The organism is Spinactinospora alkalitolerans (assembly GCF_013408795.1).
Taxonomy (GTDB): Bacteria; Actinomycetota; Actinomycetes; order Streptosporangiales; family Streptosporangiaceae; genus Spinactinospora; species Spinactinospora alkalitolerans.
Map to the genome: position 1 here is coordinate 5515618 of NZ_JACCCC010000001.1, position 15649 is coordinate 5531266.

At 69.1% G+C, this 15649-nt stretch carries 11 protein-coding genes; all 11 read right to left on the reverse strand.

The features are described from left to right. Positions 1-3: 3 nt before the first annotated feature. The 11 genes from rplB to HDA32_RS24630 all read right to left on the reverse strand — a co-directional run bounded on the left by rplB (position 4) and on the right by HDA32_RS24630 (position 15622). Positions 4-837, reverse strand: coding sequence for a 50S ribosomal protein L2 (gene rplB, locus HDA32_RS24580; protein ID WP_179645435.1), 834 nt, complete (start codon positions 835-837; stop codon positions 4-6). 55 nt (positions 838-892) lie between these two features. Next, positions 893-1183 carry a 50S ribosomal protein L23 gene (gene rplW, locus HDA32_RS24585; RefSeq protein ID WP_179645436.1) on the reverse strand — a complete coding sequence of 97 codons (291 nt, stop codon included), beginning with the start codon at positions 1181-1183 and terminating at the stop codon, positions 893-895. Continuing rightward, complete coding sequence (rplD, locus tag HDA32_RS24590) at positions 1180-1851, reverse strand: 50S ribosomal protein L4 (protein ID WP_179645437.1); 672 nt, start codon at positions 1849-1851, stop codon at positions 1180-1182. Before rplD ends, rplW begins: the two co-directional genes overlap by 4 nt. Positions 1852-1854: 3 nt before the next feature. Then, positions 1855-2505 (reverse strand): 50S ribosomal protein L3, encoded by a 651-nt coding sequence (rplC, locus tag HDA32_RS24595; protein ID WP_179645438.1) that lies wholly within the window; start codon positions 2503-2505, stop codon positions 1855-1857. Between the two features lie 13 nt (positions 2506-2518). Next, positions 2519-2827, reverse strand: coding sequence for a 30S ribosomal protein S10 (gene rpsJ / locus HDA32_RS24600; RefSeq protein WP_014908366.1), 309 nt, complete (start codon positions 2825-2827; stop codon positions 2519-2521). A gap of 221 nt (positions 2828-3048) precedes the next feature. Continuing rightward, entirely contained in the window at positions 3049-4242 is a 1194-nt protein-coding gene (gene tuf, locus HDA32_RS24605) for an elongation factor Tu (RefSeq protein ID WP_179645439.1), read from the reverse strand. A 48-nt stretch (positions 4243-4290) separates the two neighbouring features. Continuing rightward, positions 4291-6405, reverse strand: coding sequence for an elongation factor G (fusA, locus tag HDA32_RS24610; protein ID WP_179645440.1), 2115 nt, complete (start codon positions 6403-6405; stop codon positions 4291-4293). A 46-nt stretch (positions 6406-6451) separates the two neighbouring features. Beyond that, positions 6452-6922, reverse strand: a complete 471-nt coding sequence (gene rpsG / locus HDA32_RS24615; protein ID WP_179645441.1) for a 30S ribosomal protein S7 — start codon at positions 6920-6922, stop codon at positions 6452-6454. 2 nt (positions 6923-6924) lie between these two features. Beyond that, on the reverse strand, positions 6925-7296 hold the full coding sequence (gene rpsL / locus HDA32_RS24620) for a 30S ribosomal protein S12 (protein WP_179645442.1): 372 nt from the start codon (positions 7294-7296) through the stop codon (positions 6925-6927). 1039 nt (positions 7297-8335) lie between these two features. Continuing rightward, positions 8336-11590, reverse strand: coding sequence for a hypothetical protein (locus HDA32_RS24625; RefSeq protein ID WP_179645443.1), 3255 nt, complete (start codon positions 11588-11590; stop codon positions 8336-8338). Positions 11591-11746: 156 nt separating this feature from the next. Beyond that, positions 11747-15622 carry a DNA-directed RNA polymerase subunit beta' gene (locus tag HDA32_RS24630; RefSeq protein ID WP_179645444.1) on the reverse strand — a complete coding sequence of 1292 codons (3876 nt, stop codon included), beginning with the start codon at positions 15620-15622 and terminating at the stop codon, positions 11747-11749. Positions 15623-15649 lie beyond the last annotated feature (27 nt).

Sequence of the window (15649 nt, forward strand, 5' to 3'; positions counted from 1 at the left end):
TCCTTACCGCTTCTTCTTGCTACGCCGACGCACGATGAGCCGGTCGCTGCCCTTGTTCGGCTTACGGGTGCGGCCCTCGGGCTTGCCCCACGGGCTGACCGGGTGGCGACCGCCCGAGCTCTTGCCCTCACCACCGCCGAGCGGGTGGTCGACCGGGTTCATGGCGACGCCGCGGACGGTCGGGCGCTTGCCCTTCCACCGCATGCGGCCGGCCTTGCCCCAGTTGATGTTGGACTGCTCGGCGTTGCCGACCTGCCCGACCGTGGCGCGGCAGGTGATCTCGACCTGGCGCATCTCACCGGAGGGCATCCGCAGCGTGGCGTAGGCGCCCTCCTTGGCGAGCAGCTGGATCTGCGAACCCGCGGAACGGCCCAGCTTGGCGCCACCGCCCGGCTTCAGCTCGACCGCGTGCACGAACGTACCCGTGGGGATGTGGCGCAGCGGGAGGCAGTTGCCCGGCTTGATGTCGGCCTGGGAGCCGTTCTCGACGCGGTCGCCCTGCTTGAGGCCGGCGGGCGCCAGGATGTAGCGCTTCTCGCCGTCCACGTAGTGCAGCAGCGCGATGCGCGCGGTGCGGTTCGGGTCGTACTCGATGTGCGCGACCTTCGCGGGGACGCCGTCCTTGTCGTGGCGACGGAAGTCGATGACGCGGTAGGCCCGCTTGTGTCCGCCGCCCTGGTGGCGGGCGGTGACGCGGCCGTGGCCGTTCCGCCCGCCCTTGGAGTGCAGCGGACGCACCAGGGACTTCTCCGGGGTCGAACGCGTGACCTCGACGAAGTCGCTCACGCTGGAACCGCGGCGACCCGGTGTCGTCGGCTTGTACTTACGAATGCCCATCTTCTTCGCGCATTCCTTTACGTGTTGCTTGAGTTGAAGCGGTCGAGCGAGTGGATCAGACGCCGAAGATGTCGATCCGGCTGCCCTCGCGCAGGCTCACGATCGCGCGCTTGGTGTCGGGGCGCTTGCCGTACCCGAACCGCGTGCGCTTGCGCTTGCCCTGACGGTTGACCGTGTTGACGTTGGCGACCTTCACGTCGAAGATCTGCTCCACCGCCATCTTGATCTGCGTCTTGTTGGCGTCGGGCCGAACGATGAACGTGTACTTGTTCTGGTCGATCAGGCCGTAGCTCTTCTCGGAAATCACCGGCTCGATGATGATGTCCCGAGGGTCGGGGATCCTCACTGCTCGCCCTCCTGAGACGCCGCGGCCCGCGGGGCGCCCTGGACGTGGGCCAGGAACTCCTCGTAGCCGGCCTCGGTGAACACGATGTCGTCCGCGTACAGGACGTCGTAGGTGTTGACCTGGTCGGCGTCGAGGATGTGCGCCTCGGGCAGGTTCCGCAGCGCGGTCCGGTTGTGCTCGTCCTCGTGCGCGAGGACCACCAGCACCTTGTCGGAGTCGGTGACCTGGCGCAGCGCCTTCAGAGCGGTCTGGGTGCGCTTGGCGGTGACGTCCTCGGCGAGGAACTCGCTGATGACGTGCACGCGACCGTGGTTGGCCCGGTCGGAGAGGGCCCCGCGCAGAGCGGCGGCCTTCATCTTCTTGGGCGTCCGCTGGCTGTAGTCGCGCGGCTTGGGGCCGTGCACCGTGCCGCCGCCGGTGAACTGCGGGGCGCGGATGGAGCCCTGCCGGGCGCGACCGGTGCCCTTCTGGCGGTACGGCTTGCGACCGCCGCCGCGCACCTCGCCGCGGGTCTTGGTGGAGTGCGTGCCCTGGCGGGCCGCGGCCTCCTGCGCGACAACGACCTGGTGGATCAGTGGGATGTTGACCTGCTGGCCAAAGATCTCACCCGGGAGCTCGACGCTCCGGCCGGCCGCGCCGTCGGGGTTCTTGACCTCGATCGTCGCCATGACTTACTTGTCCCCCTTCGCGGCGGTGCGGACGAGCACCAGCCCGCCGTTGGGGCCGGGAACCGCACCCTTGACCAGAATGAGGCCCTTCTCGGCGTCCACCGAGTGCACGGTGAGGTTCTGGATGGTCTTGCGCACGTTGCCCATGCGACCGGCCATCCGGACGCCCTTGAACACGCGCCCGGGCGTGGCGCAGCCGCCGATGGAACCCGGCGAACGGTGCTTGCGCTGGGTGCCGTGCGAAGCGCTGAGGCCGTGGAAGCCGTGGCGCTTCATGACACCGGCGAAGCCCTTGCCCTTGCTCTTGCCGGTGACGTCGACCAGCTGGCCGATCTCGAACGCCTCGGCGGTCAGCTCCTGGCCCAGCGTGTACTCGCTGGCGTCGGTGGTGCGGACCTCGACGTAGTGCCGGCGCGGGGTGAGCTCGTGCTTGCGGAGGTAGTCACCCAGCGGCTTGTTGACCTTGCGCGGGTTGATCTGCCCGTAGCCGAGCTGGACGGCGGAGTAGCCGTCGGTCTCCGGAGTGCGGACGCGAGTCACGACGCACGGACCGGCCTTCAGGACCGTCACGGGCACGATCTTGCCCGCGTCGTCGAAGACCTGGGTCATGCCGAGCTTCTCGCCCAGAACTCCCTTGATCTGCTTGGTGGCCATGTCTGTGCGTCCCTTAAAGCTTGATCTCGATGTCGACACCGGCCGGCAGGTCGAGACGCATCAGCGAGTCGACGGTCTTCGGCGTCGGGTCGATGATGTCGATCAGCCGCTTGTGTGTGCGCATCTCGAAGTGCTCGCGCGAGTCCTTGTACTTGTGCGGCGAACGGATGACGCAGTAAACGTTCTTTTCCGTCGGCAACGGCACCGGGCCAGCGACCTGCGCGCCGGTCCGCGTCACAGTTTCGACGATCTTCTTCGCCGAGCTGTCGATGACCTCGTGGTCATAGGCCTTGAGCCGAATGCGGATCTTCTGTCCCGCCATGGTGGCCTTATCGTCCTTCGCTTCAGTGTCCGTAGAGGCACGGTGCCGTGATCCGGCCCTGTGCCCTTCCGGGGCTGCCCTTTTCGCTTGAGGCTCTATTCACCTGAGAAACTGCTACAGGGCTGTCCCCTGAAGGTGCATCACCGCTACAGAGCCCGATGACGTCGTTCATGGTGTGGGCGGCCGAGCCGCGGGGGCTCGACCGCCCACATACGGTCGTGCTACTTGGTGACCTTGGTGACGCGGCCCGCGCCGACGGTCCGGCCACCCTCGCGGATGGCGAACTGCAGGCCCTCCTCCATGGCGACCGGCTGGATCAGCTGGACGCTCATCTCGGTGTTGTCGCCCGGCATGACCATCTCGGTGCCCTCGGGCAGCGTGACGACGCCGGTGACGTCCGTGGTGCGGAAGTAGAACTGCGGCCGGTAGTTGTTGAAGAACGGCGTGTGGCGGCCACCCTCGTCCTTGGACAGGATGACGACCTGCGCCTCGAACTCGGTGTGCGGGGTGGTCGTGCCCGGCTTGATGATGACCTGGCCGCGCTCGACGTCCTCGCGCTTGGTGCCGCGCAGGAGCAGACCGACGTTGTCGCCGGCCTGGCCCTGGTCGAGCAGCTTGCGGAACATCTCGACACCGGTGACCGTGGTGGTCTGCTTCTCTTCCTTGATGCCGACGATGTCAACGGTCTCGTTGACGTTGATGACACCGCGCTCGATGCGGCCGGTGACGACCGTGCCGCGACCGGTGATCGAGAAGACGTCCTCGATCGGCATCAGGAACGGCTTGTCGATGTCACGCTGCGGGTTCGGGATGTTCTCGTCGACGCTCTTCATGAGCTCGAGAACGGCGTTGCCCCACTCCGCGTCGCCCTCAAGGGCCTTGAGCGCGGAGACCTTGGTGACCGGAACGTCGTCACCGGGGAACTCGTACTCGCTGAGGAGCTCGCGCACCTCAAGCTCGACGAGCTCGAAGATCTCCTCGTCGTCCACCATGTCGGCCTTGTTCAGGGCGACGCAGATGTAGGGGACGCCGACCTGGCGGGCCAGGAGGACGTGCTCCTTGGTCTGCGGCATCGGGCCGTCGGTGGCCGCGACCACCAGGATCGCGCCGTCCATCTGGGCGGCACCGGTGATCATGTTCTTCACGTAGTCCGCGTGACCCGGGCAGTCGACGTGGGCGTAGTGACGGGCCTCGGTCTGGTACTCGACGTGCGCGATCGAGATGGTGATGCCGCGCTCGCGCTCCTCGGGGGCCTTGTCGATGTCCTCGAAGGGCGTGTACGGGTTCAGTTCCGGGTACGCGTCGTGCAGCACCTTGGTGATCGCCGCGGTGAGCGTGGTCTTGCCGTGGTCAATGTGACCGATGGTGCCGATGTTTACGTGCGGCTTGGTCCGCTCGAACTTGGCCTTCGCCACTGGATTTCTCCTAGACGTACGAGTTTGCTAGCTGAACTGGTTACGCGGTTATTCGCCGCGGGCCTTCGCCACGATCTCCTGGGAGACGTTGGACGGGACCTCCGCGTAGGAGTCGAACACCATCGTGTACTGCGCTCGACCCTGCGTACGGCTGCGCAGGTCGCCCACGTAGCCGAACATTTCCGACAGGGGCACCTGGGCCTTGATGATCCTGGCCCCGGAGCGCTCCTCCATGCTCTGGATCTGGCCCCGCCGGCTGTTCAGGTCGCCGATCACATCGCCCATGTAGTCCTCGGGCGTGGTGACCTCGACCGCCATGACCGGCTCAAGGAGAACCGGGCCGGCCCTGCGCGCGGCGTCCTTGAAGGCCATCGAACCGGCGACCTTGAAGGCGAGCTCGGAGGAGTCGACGTCGTGGTAGGCGCCGTCCTGCAGCGTCACCTTGACACCCACCAGCGGGTAGCCCGCGAGGACGCCGAACTCGGCGGCCTCCTGGCAGCCGGCGTCCACCGACGGGATGTACTCCCGCGGGATGCGGCCACCGGTGATGTTGTTGACGAACTCGTAACCGGCGCTGTCGCCGTCGCCGTCGACCACGAGCGGCTCGAGGTCGATGATGACGCGGCCGAACTGGCCGGAGCCACCCGTCTGCTTCTTGTGGGTGTACTCGACCTTCTCGATCTTCTTGCGAACGGTCTCGCGGTAGGCCACCTGCGGCTTACCGATGTTCGCCTCGACCTTGAACTCGTCGCGCATGCGGTGCACCAGCACGTCGAGGTGGAGCTCGCCCATGCCGGAGATGACCGTCTGCCCGGTCTCCTCGTCGGTGGCGACCCGGAAGGACGGGTCCTCCTCGGCGAGCCGCTGGATCGCGATGCCCAGCTTCTCCTGGTCGCTCTTCGTCTTCGGCTCGATGGCCACCTCGATGACCGGAGCCGGGAACGTCATCGACTCCAGGACGATCGGCGACGAGGAGTCGCACAGCGTCTCACCGGTCGTGGTGTCCTTGAGACCCATGACGGCGACGATGTCACCGGCGCCGACCCGCGCGATCTCCTCGCGCTTGTTGGCGTGCATCCGGTAGATCTTGCCGATGCGCTCCTTGCGGCCCTTCAGGCTGTTCAGCACCTGCGTGCCGGCCTCCAGCACGCCGGAGTAGACGCGCAGGTAGGACAGCTTGCCCAGGTGCGGGTCGCTCATGATCTTGAAGACCAGGGCGGAGAAGGGCTCCTCCTCGCTCGGCTTGCGCTCGAGCTTGGTCTCCTCGGTCTCGTCCTTGGGGTCGTGGCCGACGATGTTCTCGACGTCCAGCGGCGAGGGCAGGTAGGCGACGACCGCGTCGAGCAGGGGCTGTACGCCCTTGTTCTTGAACGCGGTTCCGCACACCACCGGGATGGCGGTGCCGGCGATCGTGGCGCGGCGGATGGCCGGGACGATCTGCTCCACGGTGGGCTCCTGGCCCTCCAGGTAGAGCTCCATGATCTCGTCGTCGGCCTCGGCCAGGATCTCGATCAGCTTGTCGTGGCCCTCGCGAGCGGCCTCGGCGTGGGTGTCCGGGATCTCGATCGTCTCGTACATCTCGCCCTTGGCGGCCTCGTCGCTCCAGACGTAGGCCTTCATGCGGACGAGGTCGATGACGCCCTTGAAGTCGGACTCGGCACCGATCGGCATCTGGATGGGCAGCGGGTTGGCGCCCAGCCGGTCGGTGATCATGTCGACGCAGCGCTGGAACTCGGCGCCGATCTTGTCCATCTTGTTGACGAAGCAGATCCGCGGCACGTTGTAGCGGTCGGCCTGGCGCCACACCTGCTCCGACTGGGGCTCCACGCCCTCCTTGCCGTCGAACACCGCGACCGCGCCGTCGAGGACGCGCAGCGACCGCTCGACCTCGACCGTGAAGTCGACGTGGCCGGGCGTGTCGATGATGTTGATCGTGTTGTCGTTCCAGTGAGTGGTGGTCGCGGCAGAGGTGATGGTGATGCCGCGCTCCTGCTCCTCCTTCATCCAGTCCATGGTGGCAGCGCCATCGTGGACCTCACCGAGCTTGTAGTTCACACCGGTGTAGAAGAGGATCCGCTCAGTCGTCGTGGTCTTGCCCGCGTCGATGTGCGCCATGATCCCGATGTTGCGGACCTTGGCAAGGTCAAGAGCAGTGGTAGCCATTTGGCTCGTCTTCTCTCGGTCTCTCGTATCGATGAAGCCGCGGGGATTACCAGCGGTAGTGGGCGAAGGCCTTGTTCGACTCCGCCATCTTGTGGGTGTCCTCGCGACGCTTGACGCTGGCGCCCAGACCGTTGCTGGCGTCGACCAGCTCGTTCATGAGGCGCTCGGTCATGGTCTTCTCGCGGCGCTGGCGCGAGTACTGCACCAGCCAGCGCAGGGCGAGCGTGGTGCTGCGCGACGAACGGACCTCGACCGGCACCTGGTAGGTGGCGCCACCGACGCGGCGGCTGCGCACCTCAAGGGCGGGCTTCACGTTGTCGAGCCCGCGCTTCAGGATCACGAGCGGGTCCTGGCCGGTCTTCTCCCGAGCGCCCTCGAGGGCGTCGTAGACGATGCTCTGGGCGATGGAGCGCTTGCCGTCCAGCAGCACCTTGTTGATCAGTGCGGTGACCAGCGGCGAACCATAGACCGGGTCGGTGATCAGCTGACGCTTTGGCGCCGGTCCCTTGCGCGGCATGCTTACTTCTCCTTCTTAGCGCCGTAGCGGCTGCGCGCCTGCTTGCGGTTGCGGACGCCCTGGGTGTCGAGCGAACCCCGGACGACCTTGTAGCGAACGCCGGGCAGGTCCTTCACACGGCCACCGCGAACCAGCACGATGGAGTGCTCCTGCAGGTTGTGACCGACACCGGGGATGTAGGCCGTGACCTCGATCCGGTTGCTCAGACGAACACGGGCGACCTTGCGCAGCGCGGAGTTCGGCTTCTTGGGCGTGGTGGTGTAGACACGCGTGCACACGCCGCGACGCTGCGGACTCCCCTTCAGCGCCGGGGTCTTGCTCTTCGCGACCTTGTTCTGACGGCCCTTACGGACCAGCTGCTGGATGGTGGGCACCGCGTCTCCGTCTTCCTCGTGACCTACGCCGGTTCTTAGCCGTTTCGCTATTGACCTGCTGGATTTCCCGTTCTCCCCCGACCCACGTATCCGGGCGTGTCGCGCTCTGTCCCGAGCATGACGGGACCGATAACGCCCGACCTCGCGGTCGAATGTCTGGGAGGAGGTATCACGCGCCGCTTCGTCCGCCACCCGCTCATGAGGAGCAACCATAAAGCGCACACGTGTGACCCGCTGACTCACGGGCACGAAGTTAAAGAGTACCGAACGGCGACTACCTGGTCAAAACGACGGTGGTCGCGTCGGGTACCCGTACTTCGCAGCCGCATGCTGCCGTAGGTCTGTCATCCAGTGTACGGCTCGTCAAGAGTGCTCGCGTTGATTTTCCCATACCACCGTCGTGAGGGTCGTCATCACCACGGTCGGCACCTGGCCCAGGAAATCTGTGCCTTCATCCCAGGGGGTCGTGAAGGCCCGCCTCAGGAGGGATGGTGCGCGGGTGGGCGATGCTCTCGCGTGGCCGAAGGCCCATAGACGGAAATCGCCCTCCCGCGCGCGAAGCGCACGCCGACACCATGGGCACAGACCGACGCCGCGGTTTCGGCCCGGCGCCCAAGGGCGGCGGTGTGCGTTCAGTCTTTGGGTTGGGGTTCAACCCCCTGTGGCCGGTGTTTCACGCCCTCGGTGGCCGAGGCGAGCGGGCGCGGCGGCCCGCCGCCGTGGGCGCGCACCGAAACCCCGGTTGCGGCCTGGCACGCACGGTGGCGGCGTGGGCGGCGCGGCGCCGGTGCGATCCCTTGATGGGCCTTCGGCCGCGCGAGAGGATCGCCCGGTCACCGCGGATCCCACCTTCGGCTGAGGCTTCACGACCCCCTGAGGTTGGGGGTGGCGTGCACCGTCGCCCGGTCACCGCGGATCCCTCCTTCGGCTGAGGTTCACAACCCCCCAGTGGCTGATCCCTTCCCCTCTCAGACGCACTGCGGCCCGCCACGGGCGTTCTGCCGTGGCGGGCCGCGGGATGCGGGGACCGGGGTCCTCGTCAGCCGGCGAGTGAGAGCCCGGCGAAGACCGCGATCTCGACGACGAACAGCGCGATGCCGATCCACGCCGCGATCGTGCCGCCCTTCACCAGGTGCAGACCGTCCAGCTCACCCCGGGAGCGCTGGATGCTGCGCCTGGCCTTCGGGCCCAGGACCAGGGCGGTGACCGCGGTGAACAGGCCGATCACCGGGATCAGCGACGCGATGCCGAGCCACAGCGTGGTGGTCGCCAGGCCGTCGGTGTCGGGCCAGTGGTCGATGTTGTCGTAGCCCGGGTACTCGTCGCCGGGGGAACCGCCCAGCGGGCGGTCGCCGAAGCCCGGGAACTCCTCGGCCACGCGGTCGCGCCCGGACCGGCCGCGGCGCCCGCGGGACTCCTGCCGGGCCGGCGAGTCGCCGTAACCGTAGTCGTCACCGTAGTCGTCGTAGCCGTCGTGCTCGTCGTGGTCGTCGAAGCCGTCCTCGGCCACGCGGTCGCGGTGGCCGTCGAAGCCGTAGTCGCCCTCCGGCACCGGTCGCTCACCGGTGTACTCGCTGTACTCGCTGCCGTAGCCCCCGCCGAGGTCGCCGTCGAAGCGCTCGCCGTACCCCGGCTCGACCACCCGATTCGGGCGGTCGTCATAGCCGAGCTCGTCGTGGCCGTGAGCGGACCGGTCGTCGTAGCCGCCGAGTTCGTCGTAGCCGCGGTCGGACCGGGCATCGCGGCCCGGCCCGCCGTAACCGCGGTCGTCCGGACCCGGCTCGTCGTGGCGGTCGCGGCCCGGCGCCTCACCTGCCGCCCCCGGATCGCCGCCGATGGCGGACATGACCTGGGTGCCCTCGCCGGAGAAGGCCGAAGGACTCCGCCACTCCTCCTGCCCCGGATCGCCGACGCGCCCGCCGTAACCGGGGCCGTCCCGGCCCGGCTCGTCGGAGGGCGCCGGGGCTCCGGTGTAGCCGAGCTCGTCATAGGCCGGTTCACCTCCGCGGTCCCGCCGACGGCCGAGCTCGTCGCCGTCCCACCCGGCCGCACGGCCGTGGCGGTCGTCATGGCCGGACCCGTTGTGACCGCGGTCGTCCGAGCCCAACTCGTCGTAGCCGCGATCGGAGCGGGCGCCGTAGCCGAGCCCGTCACGGCCGAGATCGTCCGGACCCGGCCCGCCGTAGTCCCGATCGGACCGGGCGACGTGGCCCGGCTCATCACGGCCGCGGTCGTCCGAGCCCAACTCGTCGTAGCCGCGGTCGGAGCGGGCGCCGTAACCGAGCCCGTCACGGCCGAGATCGTCCGGACCCGGCCCGCCGTAGTCCCGATCGGACCGGGCGACGTGATCCGGCTCATCACGGCCGCGGTCGTCCGAGCCCAACTCGTCGTAGCCGCGGTCGGGCCGGGCGCCGTAACCGAGCCCGTCACGGTCCGGACCGGGCCGGGCGCCGTAGCCGAGCCCGTCACGGCCGCGGTCGTCCGGACCCAGCTCGTCGTAGCCGCGGTCGGGCCGGGCGCCGTAACCGAGTTCGTCGTAATCGCCGCGTCCGAACGGCCCCTCGGACGCGTCCGGGCCGCCGCCGATGACGGGCATCTCGCCGGTGCCCTCGCCCGGGTCGGGGAGGTGGGGCGAGAGGTGCGGGCGGTGCCGCCACTCCTCCCCCGCTCCCTGCTCCGGCTCACGCGCGCGCGCCTGCTCTGCGGCGATCGCGGTCAGCGGGTCGTCGGCCGCCGGTTCGGTGGCGGGCCCGGCGGGGTCGGCGCCGCCGCTCCAGGATCGGAGGTCCTCCGGCCGCACCACCTGGGTGGTGTGCTCGGGTGAGCCGTCGCGCGACCTCCCGCGCTTCGCCTCGGCGTCCACGGGCTCGCTCCGGCTCTCCACGAGCTCCCGCACGCTCTCCGGCAGTCGCGGATCGTCCCGGCTGAACGCCCAGGTGTTGCCGCTGCCGGTCTCCTGCCCGGCGCCGAGGTCGGTACCGAGGCCGGAGCCGCCGGCCGGTGCGGACCGGTCATCCGATGGCGCCGGTCCGCCGTCGAGGGGGTCGCCGGCGCCGCGCGGGGAGCCGAACTCCTCGGCCTTGGGGGTGTAGGGGCGCGCGTAGTCGCCGAGCGGGTCGCCGGCCGAACGGGCGGGGGCCGCTGCCGGGTCACCGGCGGGCGCGTCCGCGGTCCCGAGCGGGTCCGCGCCCGCGCCGCGGGCGCTCGTTCCCCAACCGGGGTAGCCGCCGCTGTCGGCCTGCACCCCGCGGACGGGGTCGGCGCCGGCGGCCGGCGGGCCCACGGGGTGGCCGCCGGCCGGAACGCGGTACACGCTCTCGCGCTCGTCGTCGGAGGGCCCGGTCGGCTCCTGCCGGGCGGGGGTGGAAAAAGACGCCCCGGACGGCGCGGAGTAGGGGACGCCCGGTTCGCTCGGGGACCGTCCCGGGGACGGGGCGGCCTCGGGCGCACGGTCGCCGCCGTGGGATTCGCCCAGCGGAGGGTGCCCGGCGCCGGACGGCGCCTCCGGGCCCTGGAGGCGGTCCGGGACGCCGGTCCCCGGCCGGGACCACGGCGAGGAACCCGGGCCTGCGGGCTCGCCGAACGGCTGCGGCGGGTGCGGGCCGTCCAGCGGCGCCCGGTCGCCGCCGTAGGGGTCACCCGCCGGAGCGCCGTCCGCTGCCGGGGAGTAGCCCGACGCGAACGGCGGCACCGGATCGGGCGCGTGGTCCGGGGATCCCCCCGCGAACCCGCCCGGCGTCTCCCCCGCGAGCGCCGGACCGTGCGCGGAGCCTCCCGGCGTGCGGTCCCCGCCGGGCCCGCCGAGGGGGTCGCCGCCGAAGGGAGCGCCGTCGGCCGCCTCCCGCCCCAGGGGCAGCGGCTCCGTGGACGTGCTCCCGCTTCCGGTGCGGCGGTCGTCCGCCGCACCGGCCTCGGGGGCCGCGCCGCCGCCGAGACCGGTGCCCGGCTGCGAGCCGAGGTCACCGAGGGCCGACGGGTACGGCTCGACCATGCCCGGGGAACCGCCGCCGTAGCCCAGCCCCGGGTAGCCCCCCGTGGCGCTCGGGTAGCCCCCCGTGCCGCCGGGGTGGAACTGCGAGCCGGCGGCCGAGGACCGCGCCCCCTGCCCCGGGTACCCGCTGTGGATCAGGTCGTCTCGGTCGTCCCGCTGCTGCTCCTCGTCGTACGGGTCCTCATACTGCGACTGCGTCCGATACCGGTCGTCAGTGGGCGTGAACCACGAGCCCGAATTCCGTTGCGGCGACTCGTGTTCCTCGTCCGACGGCCCGTACGGCCCTCCCCCGTGTTCCGTCACTGTGTCCGATCTCCCGACCGCGCGTGGGCGCTCATCAAACTCGTCCCGTCCGAGTATGCCGACGGGTAAAGACGAACGGCGGTAGTGCCACCCCTTCCGGAGTGGACTACCGCCGTCGCCAGATCAACCAATCAATCTCACCGGTTGTCTCTCAGGTCACCTGTTATAGGGACCGAAGTCGTACTCCTCCAGCGGGACCGCCTCACCGGATCCCTGGCCGAAGGTGTACTCGCTGGGCTCCTCGTAGGAGGAGACCGAGTACATCGACGCCTTGGCCTCCTCGGTGGGCTCGACCCGGACGTTGCGGTACTGGGGCATGCCCGTACCGGCCGGGATGAGCTTACCGATGATGACGTTCTCCTTGAGACCGAGCAGCGGGTCGCTCTTGCCGTGGATGGCGTTCTCGGTGAGGACCCGGGTGGTCTCCTGGAAGGACGCCGCGGACAGCCACGACTCGGTGGCCAGCGACGCCTTGGTGATGCCCAGCAGGACGGGGCGGCCGGCGGCCGGCTGGCCACCCTCGGCCACGACCTGGCGGTTGATCGCCTCGAACTTCGGGCGCTCGACCATCTCGCCCGGCAGCAGCTCGGTGTCGCCGGACTCCAGGATGTTCACCCGCTTGAGCATCTGCCGCACGATGATCTCGATGTGCTTGTCGTGGATCGAGACACCCTGCGACTTGTAGACCTCCTGGACCTCCGACACCAGGTGCTGCTGGACCGCGCGCGGCCCCTGGATGCGCAGCACCTCGTGCGGGTTGATCGCACCCTGGATCAGCTGCTGGCCGACGGTGACGTGGTCGCCCTCGTTGACCAGCAGGCGGGCCCGCATGGGCACCGGGTAGGCGATCTCGTCGGAGCCGTCGTCCGGGATCAGGACGATCTTGCGGCTCTTCTCGGTCTCGTCGATGCGGATCCGGCCGTCGACCTCGCTGATCGGGGCCACACCCTTGGGGATGCGGGCCTCGAAGAGCTCCTGGACGCGCGGCAGACCGTGGGTGATGTCCTGACCGGCGGAACCGCCCATGTGGAAGGTCCGCATGGTCAGCTGGGTGCCGGGCTCACCGATGGACTGGGCCGCGATGATGCCGATGGCCTCACCGACGTCGACCGGCTTGCCGGTGGCCAGCGAACGGCCGTAGCAGGTGGTGCACACCCCGATCTTGGCCTCGCAGACGAGCGAGCTGCGCACGCGCACCCGCTCGACCCCGGCCGCGATCAGCCGGTCGATGACGGCCTCGGTGGTGTCGGTCAGCGCCGGGATGACGACCTCGCCGTCGACCACGACGTCCTCGGCGATGGTGCGGCCGAAACCGGTGTTCTCGACGTTGTGCTTGCGCACGACGACGCCGGCGGCGTTCTTCTCACCGATCTCGTGCCACAGCGACCGGTCGGTCTGGCAGTCGATCTCCCGGACGATGACGTCCTGGGCCACGTCCACCAGACGGCGGGTGAGGTACCCGGAGTCGGCGGTGCGCAGCGCGGTGTCGGCCAGGCCCTTGCGCTGACCGTGCGTGGAGATGAAGTACTCCAGCACGGACAGGCCCTCGCGGTAGGAGGACTTGATCGGCCGCGGAATGGTCTCGCCCTTGGTGTTGGAGACCAGGCCGCGGATACCGGCGATCTGGCGGACCTGCATCGGGTTGCCTCGGGCACCGGAGTTGACCATCATCCACACCGGGTTGTCGGCGGGGAAGTTGTCCTCCATCTCCTGGGCGACCTCGTTGGTGGCCTTGGTCCAGATCTCGGTCAGCTCCTGGCGACGCTCGTCGTCGGTGATCAGACCGCGGTCGTACTCCCGCTGGATCTTGTCGGCCTGCCGCTCGTAGCCGTCCAGGATGACCTGCTTGTTCGGCGGGGCGACGACGTCGCCGATGCCGATCGTGAGGCCGGACCGGGTGGCCCAGTGGTAGCCGGCGTCCTTCAGCGCGTCCAGCGTGGTGGCGACCTGAACCTTGGCGTACTTCTCGGCCAGCTCGGTCACCAGGGCGGACACCTGCTTCTTGCCCACCTGGTAGTTCACGAACGGGTAGTCCACCGGGGTGGCCTCGTTGAACAGGTACCGGCCGAGCGTGGTCTCCAGGCGGTAGGGATCGCCCGGCTCGTGGCCCTCCGGCCGGACCCAGTCGCTCGGCGGCGGAACGTCGCCGTCGAGACGCATGTGGATCCGTGCCTGCAGGTCCAGGTCACCGAGGTCGTAGGCCATGATCGCCTCGGCCGGCGTGCGGAACGAGCGGCCCTCGCCCTGCGCACCCTCCTTGAGGGTGGTCAGGTAGTAGAGCCCGATGATCATGTCCTGGGTGGGCATGGTCACCGGCTTGCCGTCGGAGGGCTTCAGGATGTTGTTGGTGGCGAGCATCAGGATGCGCGCCTCCGCCTGGGCCTCGGCCGACAGCGGCAGGTGGACCGCCATCTGGTCGCCGTCGAAGTCCGCGTTGAACGCGGTGCACACGAGCGGGTGGATCTGGATGGCCTTGCCCTCGACCAGCTGCGGCTCGAACGCCTGGATGCCCAGGCGGTGCAGCGTGGGCGCGCGGTTGAGCAGCACCGGGTGCTCGGTGATGACCTCTTCGAGGACGTCCCACACCACGGGGCGGGAACGCTCGACCATCCGCTTGGCGCTCTTGATGTTCTGCGCGTGGTTCAGGTCGACCAGGCGCTTCATCACGAACGGCTTGAACAGCTCCAGCGCCATCTGCTTGGGCAGGCCGCACTGGTGCAGCTTGAGCTGCGGACCGACGACGATGACCGAACGGCCGGAGTAGTCGACGCGCTTGCCGAGCAGGTTCTGGCGGAACCGGCCCTGCTTGCCCTTGAGCATGTCCGAGAGCGACTTCAGCGGGCGGTTGCCCGGGCCGGTGACCGGCCGACCGCGGCGGCCGTTGTCGAACAGCGCGTCGACGGCCTCCTGCAGCATCCGCTTCTCGTTGTTGACGATGATCTCGGGCGCACCGAGGTCGAGCAGGCGCTTGAGCCGGTTGTTGCGGTTGATGACCCGGCGGTACAGGTCGTTCAGGTCGGAGGTCGCGAAGCGGCCGCCGTCCAGCTGGACCATGGGGCGCAGGTCCGGCGGGATCACCGGGATGCAGTCCAGGACCATGCCGTTGGGGTTGTTGCGGGTGTTGAGGAACGCCGAGACGACCTTGAGCCGCTTCAGCGCGCGGGCCTTCTTCTGGCCCTTGCCGCTGCGGATCGTCTCGCGCAGCTTCTCGGCCTCGGCGTCGAGGTCGAAGTTGGCCAGGCGCTCCTGGATGGCCTGGGCGCCCATGCCGCCGCGGAAGTACTTGCCGAAGCGGTCCCGCATCTCGCGGTAGAGCAGCTCGTCGCCCTCGAGGTCCTGGACCTTGAGGTTCTTGAAGCGGTTCCAGACCTCTTCGAGGCGGTCGACCTCCCGCTGCGCGCGGTCGCGGATCTGGCGCATCTCGCGCTCGGCGCTCTCGCGCACCTTGCGGCGGGCGTCGCCCTTGGCGCCCTGCTCCTCCAGCTCGGCGAGGTCGGTCTCCAGCCTGCGGTGGCGCTCCTCGACGTTGGAGTCGCGCCGCTGCTCCAGGTGCTGGCGCTCCACCGAGATGCGGGCCTCCAGGGACTGGAGGTCGCGCTCCCTGGCGTCGGTGTCGACCCAGGTGACCATGTAGGCCGCGAAGTAGATGATCTTCTCGAGATCCTTCGGGGCGAGGTCGAGCAGGTACCCCAGGCGGCTGGGCACACCCTTGAAGTACCAGATGTGGGTCACGGGCGCCGCGAGCTCGATGTGGCCCATGCGCTCACGCCGGACCTTGGCCCGGGTGACCTCGACGCCGCAGCGCTCGCAGATGATGCCCTTGAAGCGGACCCGCTTGTACTTGCCGCAGTAGCACTCCCAGTCGCGGGTCGGACCGAAGATCTTCTCGCAGAAGAGCCCGTCCTTTTCCGGCTTGAGGGTGCGGTAGTTGATGGTTTCCGGCTTCTTGACCTCGCCGTGCGACCACTGACGGATGTCGTCGGCCGTGGCGAGGCCAATCCGCAGCTCGTCGAAGAAGTTGACGTCGAGCACTTAATTCGTCCCCTGCTCTTGGATCGC